The organism is Niveispirillum fermenti (genome assembly GCF_048066175.1).
Taxonomy (GTDB): domain Bacteria; phylum Pseudomonadota; class Alphaproteobacteria; order Azospirillales; family Azospirillaceae; genus Niveispirillum; species Niveispirillum fermenti.
This window is the reverse complement of record NZ_JBLTXA010000077.1, coordinates 1-4,163: the sequence shown is the minus strand read 5'-3', so window position 1 is coordinate 4,163 and position 4,163 is coordinate 1. Positions and strand designations below refer to the sequence as shown.

General features: G+C 68.4%; 8 protein-coding genes. 2 read left to right on the top strand and 6 right to left on the bottom strand.

The window, feature by feature from the left end; genetic code table 11:
* The 4 genes from ACM9LZ_RS25620 to ACM9LZ_RS25605 all read right to left on the bottom strand — a co-directional run.
* Window positions 1-275, bottom strand: a 275-nt coding sequence (locus tag ACM9LZ_RS25620; RefSeq protein WP_416622335.1) for a hypothetical protein, incomplete at its 3' end; no start/stop codon positions are given.
* Window positions 272-1,219, bottom strand: a complete 948-nt coding sequence (locus tag ACM9LZ_RS25615) for a hypothetical protein (protein WP_416622334.1) — start codon at window positions 1,217-1,219, stop codon at window positions 272-274. The genes ACM9LZ_RS25615 and ACM9LZ_RS25620, both read right to left, overlap by 4 nt.
* Window positions 1,216-1,419: a hypothetical protein gene (locus tag ACM9LZ_RS25610; RefSeq protein WP_416622333.1), complete on the bottom strand. Its 204-nt coding sequence runs from the start codon at window positions 1,417-1,419 to the stop codon at window positions 1,216-1,218. The genes ACM9LZ_RS25615 and ACM9LZ_RS25610 overlap by 4 nt, the downstream gene beginning before the upstream one ends.
* Window positions 1,416-2,501 carry a CHC2 zinc finger domain-containing protein gene (locus tag ACM9LZ_RS25605; protein WP_416622332.1) on the bottom strand — a complete coding sequence of 362 codons (1,086 nt, stop codon included), beginning with the start codon at window positions 2,499-2,501 and terminating at the stop codon, window positions 1,416-1,418. The genes ACM9LZ_RS25610 and ACM9LZ_RS25605 overlap by 4 nt, the downstream gene beginning before the upstream one ends.
* 81 nt (window positions 2,502-2,582) lie before the next feature.
* Here ACM9LZ_RS25605 and ACM9LZ_RS25600 point away from each other — a divergent pair, with 81 nt between their 5' ends.
* Both ACM9LZ_RS25600 and ACM9LZ_RS25595 read left to right on the top strand, forming a co-directional pair.
* On the top strand, window positions 2,583-2,843 hold the full coding sequence (locus ACM9LZ_RS25600) for a type II toxin-antitoxin system RelE family toxin (protein ID WP_416622331.1): 261 nt from the start codon (window positions 2,583-2,585) through the stop codon (window positions 2,841-2,843).
* Complete coding sequence (locus ACM9LZ_RS25595; RefSeq protein ID WP_416622330.1) at window positions 2,840-3,223, top strand: helix-turn-helix domain-containing protein; 384 nt, start codon at window positions 2,840-2,842, stop codon at window positions 3,221-3,223. Before ACM9LZ_RS25600 ends, ACM9LZ_RS25595 begins: the two co-directional genes overlap by 4 nt.
* Window positions 3,224-3,225: 2 nt before the next feature.
* On the opposite strand, the gene ACM9LZ_RS25590 is transcribed toward ACM9LZ_RS25595, so the two are convergent.
* Window positions 3,226-3,507, bottom strand: coding sequence for a hypothetical protein (locus ACM9LZ_RS25590; protein WP_416622329.1), 282 nt, complete (start codon window positions 3,505-3,507; stop codon window positions 3,226-3,228).
* Window positions 3,504-4,127, bottom strand: a complete 624-nt coding sequence (locus tag ACM9LZ_RS25585; protein WP_416622328.1) for a methyltransferase domain-containing protein — start codon at window positions 4,125-4,127, stop codon at window positions 3,504-3,506. The genes ACM9LZ_RS25590 and ACM9LZ_RS25585 overlap by 4 nt, the downstream gene beginning before the upstream one ends.
* Window positions 4,128-4,163 lie beyond the last annotated feature (36 nt).

Genomic DNA, 4,163 nt, shown 5'->3' with positions numbered 1-4,163 from the left:
TACCAGCCGGCATTGACCACGAACATCAACCCATGGCCGAACCGCGCCAGCAACCGCTGGGCATTGCCCCAGTCATTGCGCGGCAACCGCGACAGGCGCAAATCCAGCGGGTCACTGTCGCGCAGCTCCACCACCCCACCCGGCCCGCCTTCCCCTTCATCCTCTCCGCCATCCATGTCCGGGGCCGTATGGGCGCGCGGCTTTTCCTCCGGCGGCACCCATCCGTCTGGCGCCTTGAACGGGGTCGCCGCCTGAAACGCGTCAAAGCCGTTCATCGCCCACCCTCACTTTCCCAGGCTGAAATCGCCGCCTCCATTTCCAGTTGTTCGATCAGGGCGCGCGGCTTGCCGGGCGCCGGGGACCACGCCCAGGGCAGGGCGATGTCGGCCCGCCGCAAGGCGCGCGCATGTCCGGCCGACAGGTGCCACCCCGCCCGCATGATCTCGTTTTCCCGCCGGGCCGGACTGACCTTCAGCCGCCACAGGGCCAGGAACAGGCCGCTCAAACCCGCCGGCACATCCACCTTGCGCGCGGCGGCCAGGTCGGGCACGGCCCACACGGGCCCCGGCGCGTCCAGAAGGATGGTCAGCGCGCATTCCAGGGTCACGGCCACCGTCATGCCCTCGCCGGCCTCGCCGAACTGAATGGCCTGGCCATCGGCCTCGCCCAGATACCAATGGGCCGACAGCGCGCGCCCCGGATCATCCGGATCGGCAATGCGCGCCTGATCGGACCCGTCCGCGTCCAGCCAGACACCCATGATGGCCTTGGGCTTGCCCCGGCCAAAGGCGGCAATCAGACAGGGATGCCGGCCCAGATCATGCTGCCGCCCGCTGCGGTCCCGGTGCAGCCAGGGCATGACACCCACCCGCAGCCGCTTGACGCGCGGCCATGCAAAGATCATGCGCTCCGCGCCAATGAACCGCTCGACATAGGCGATGCCGGCCCGCACGCCCTTGGCCACGGGCACGCAATCGTCCCAGATGCGGGCGGCCTCCTTTTTGTCCTTGTCCTTGTCGTTGGCGGCGATGGCATCGGCCACCTTCACCCGCCGCCGCCCGCCGGACTGTCGCGCCACCGGTATCGTGCGCGCCCCCATGGGCGGCGCGACGTCACGCCCCGGCGGCGCCCCCGCCGGGGCCGGTGCGGGCAACGGGTCAAACCCGTCCATGATCTTGGCGCCGGCCACGATGGCGCGGATACTGTCCAGCCCGGTCACAGCAGCACCCCCTGCGCCGCAGGGGCGGCGGACGGGGATGGCGCGGGCAGCGACAGGCGCCGCTCGCCGCCCGCGCGATGATCGCGGCAGGTCCAGAACAAGGGCGCGTGCCGGTTGCGGCCATAGCCGTAATGCGCCACGGCACCACACACGGCACAGCAATGCACGGCGGGCACGGGCCGCCCCGTATGCGTCATCATACGGCCTCCATGATCATATCATTGAAATCCATGCCGGTCGGCGGCCATGCCACGCGCACCCGCATCCCCTGGGCCGTGAACCGCCGCGCCGCCCGTTCCACCAGCGCCTCCCCCGTGGGCCGGTCCCCATCGGCATCGGCCAGGATGATCACCTCATCCACCCCGGCCGGCAGCCGCATGCCGGGCCGCTCCATATCGGGATAGACGGTGGGCAGCGGCTTGCCCGTCATGGGATGCGGGCGCACCGGGCCATCCTCATGCCCATTGCCCGCCACATTGCCCAGACTGCCCGCTACCCAGATGGCCAGATCGGGACAGGCCCGCCGCACCGACAGGCCCGTCTCGATGCCTTCCGCCACGGCCAGAATGCGGGCCGGCGCCGCGAAGCGGATGGCACAGCCCCAGGCCGGGCCGAACATCTTTTTCGCCCGGGGCACACCGGCCTTCTGGCCATCGGCACCCAGATAGGTGACATGCACCGCCCTGATTTCCCGGTCCACGCTCTGAAACGGTGCGATCTGCGCCGCGAACGTGCCCCTGCACAGGCTGCCATCCTCGCGATGATGCTTGTATTTCAGCGTGGGCAAAAACCGCAGGTGGGCCAGATCATCGGCCGGGCAGCATCCCCGCCCGCGCAGATAATCTTCCACCAATGTCCCGCGCCACGGCAGACCCGCTGCCCATTTATCCCGCGCGCCCTGGATGCGGAATGCCAGCAACTGATCCTGATCTTCAGGGGCCGTGCGCTTCACGACAGGCCGCGGCTTGATCTGCGGCGCCGGCCCGCCATCACCGGGCACGGCCAGCCCGGCGCGTGCCGCCAGATACCGCACGGCATCCATGAAGCCCAACCCTTCATAGCGCATGATGAAGGTGATGGCGTCGCCATGGGCACCGCATCCAAAACAATGCACGAAGGCCTTGTCCTCATTGACGGTGAAGCTGCCGGACTTCTCGCTATGGAACGGGCAGGATCCGATCCACTCGCGCCCCGACCGGCGCAGCTTCACCCGCTCTTTCGCGATCTCGACCAGCGAGGTGCGCGCCCGCAATTCCGCCAGGAACACAGGGGGAAGGTTCATGCCGCACCCCCAGCGCTAAAATGTTCGCTATTTGCGAAAATACCTGTTGCGCGCCTGTTCGCTATTTGCGAATATAGGCGCATGAAGATCGTGATCGCCAAACCCGCCCAGAAGGGCCTGAACAAGATGCCGGCCACGGCGCGCGCTGCCCTGGTGGCTAAGCTGACCGCCATCGCGGCGGCCCCTTTTGCCTCCCACCCCTTCGATGTGAAGGCGATGAAGGGCGAAAAGGACATGTTCCGCATCCGGCAGGGCGACTGGCGGGCCGTGTACGTCGTGCTGCGCATCGAAGACACGATCCATGTCCGCATCATCGATATCAGAGGGGAAGTGTACAAATGAACGCCATCCGACCCATCACCACCACCGACGATACCGTCACCCTGTCCAGGGCCGATTACGAAGCGCTGCTGGAGGAGTTGGAGGAGGCGCGCGATCGCGCCACGCTGCGACAGGTCGAAGCCGATCTTGCCGCCGGCCTGACGGAAGAAATCCCCCTGGATATGGCGGTGGAACTGGCCGACGGCGCGAACCCGGTTCGCACCTGGCGCCAGTATCGCGGCCTGACCGCCGGCGCGCTGGCCGAACAGGCGGGCATCTCCAAAGCGTACCTGTCTGAAATCGAAAGCGGCAAGAAACCCGGTTCTGTGTCCGTCCTGTCCCGGATCGCGGACATCCTGAAGCTGGACATGGATGATCTGGTGCCCCGCACCGCGGCCTGACATCACGTCCCGCATCGCAGCCCCCGCACCTTTGCGGCCTGCGATGCGGCGGACGCCCCCCGAACCATCAGCGCCCGCCGCGCCCTTTGCGCGCGCACCCGCCACAGGTCGGAACTGCCGATCAACTGGACCAGTCGCAGCGACAGATCATCCAGCCGCAGCCGCCCCCGCCGCGCCCGCATGCCCAATGCGGCCCGGACCTCATCATCCAGAACGGCCAGGGGCCGGGCTTCGGCGATCAGCAGGGCCAGCGCCAGATGGCGCAGTGTGTCGATGTCGGTCATACCGCCACCCAAGCCGCATCGGTGGCGATACCGGCCGCCCCCACGGGCACCACCTGCACATGCCCGTGCCGCCCCACCCCGGCCGGTGACCACACATACCAACAGTATGTCTTGATGGGCCGCTTGCTCTTGCGCGGGGCCGCGTCCACCACGGGCGCCGCCGGATCAAACCACAGGGGCCGCGCCGTTGGCACGATCACCCGGTCGAACGGCCCCCACCGGTCAAACAGGTCGGCCCGGTCCCGCGCCGTGATCCAGTCATGGGCCAGCAGCATGGCCACCGTGCCCCCCACCGGCGCCATCAGGCGCAGCGCATGCCGCACGAAGGGCAGCGCCACCCCGCGCCGGAACGGCGGGTTGGTCAGTATCGCCGTCACGCCGGCCGGCGCCACGTCATAGCTGAAAAAATCCTGCACCTGACAGGGCCAGCCCCAATCATAGATATCGGACGCGACCACATCCCGCCCGCGCGCTGCCAGCGCCCGGCACAGATGCCCCGCCCCGCAGGCCGGCTCCCACACCCGCCCCGGCGGCAGCGCCACATGGTTCAGGCCCAGTTCCACCAGCCATTCGGCCCGCGTGAAATAGGCATCGCGGAACAGGCGCGGCATCCTGCTCATGCCGCACCCCGCCCCTGCCGCTCGCCCGACAGCTTG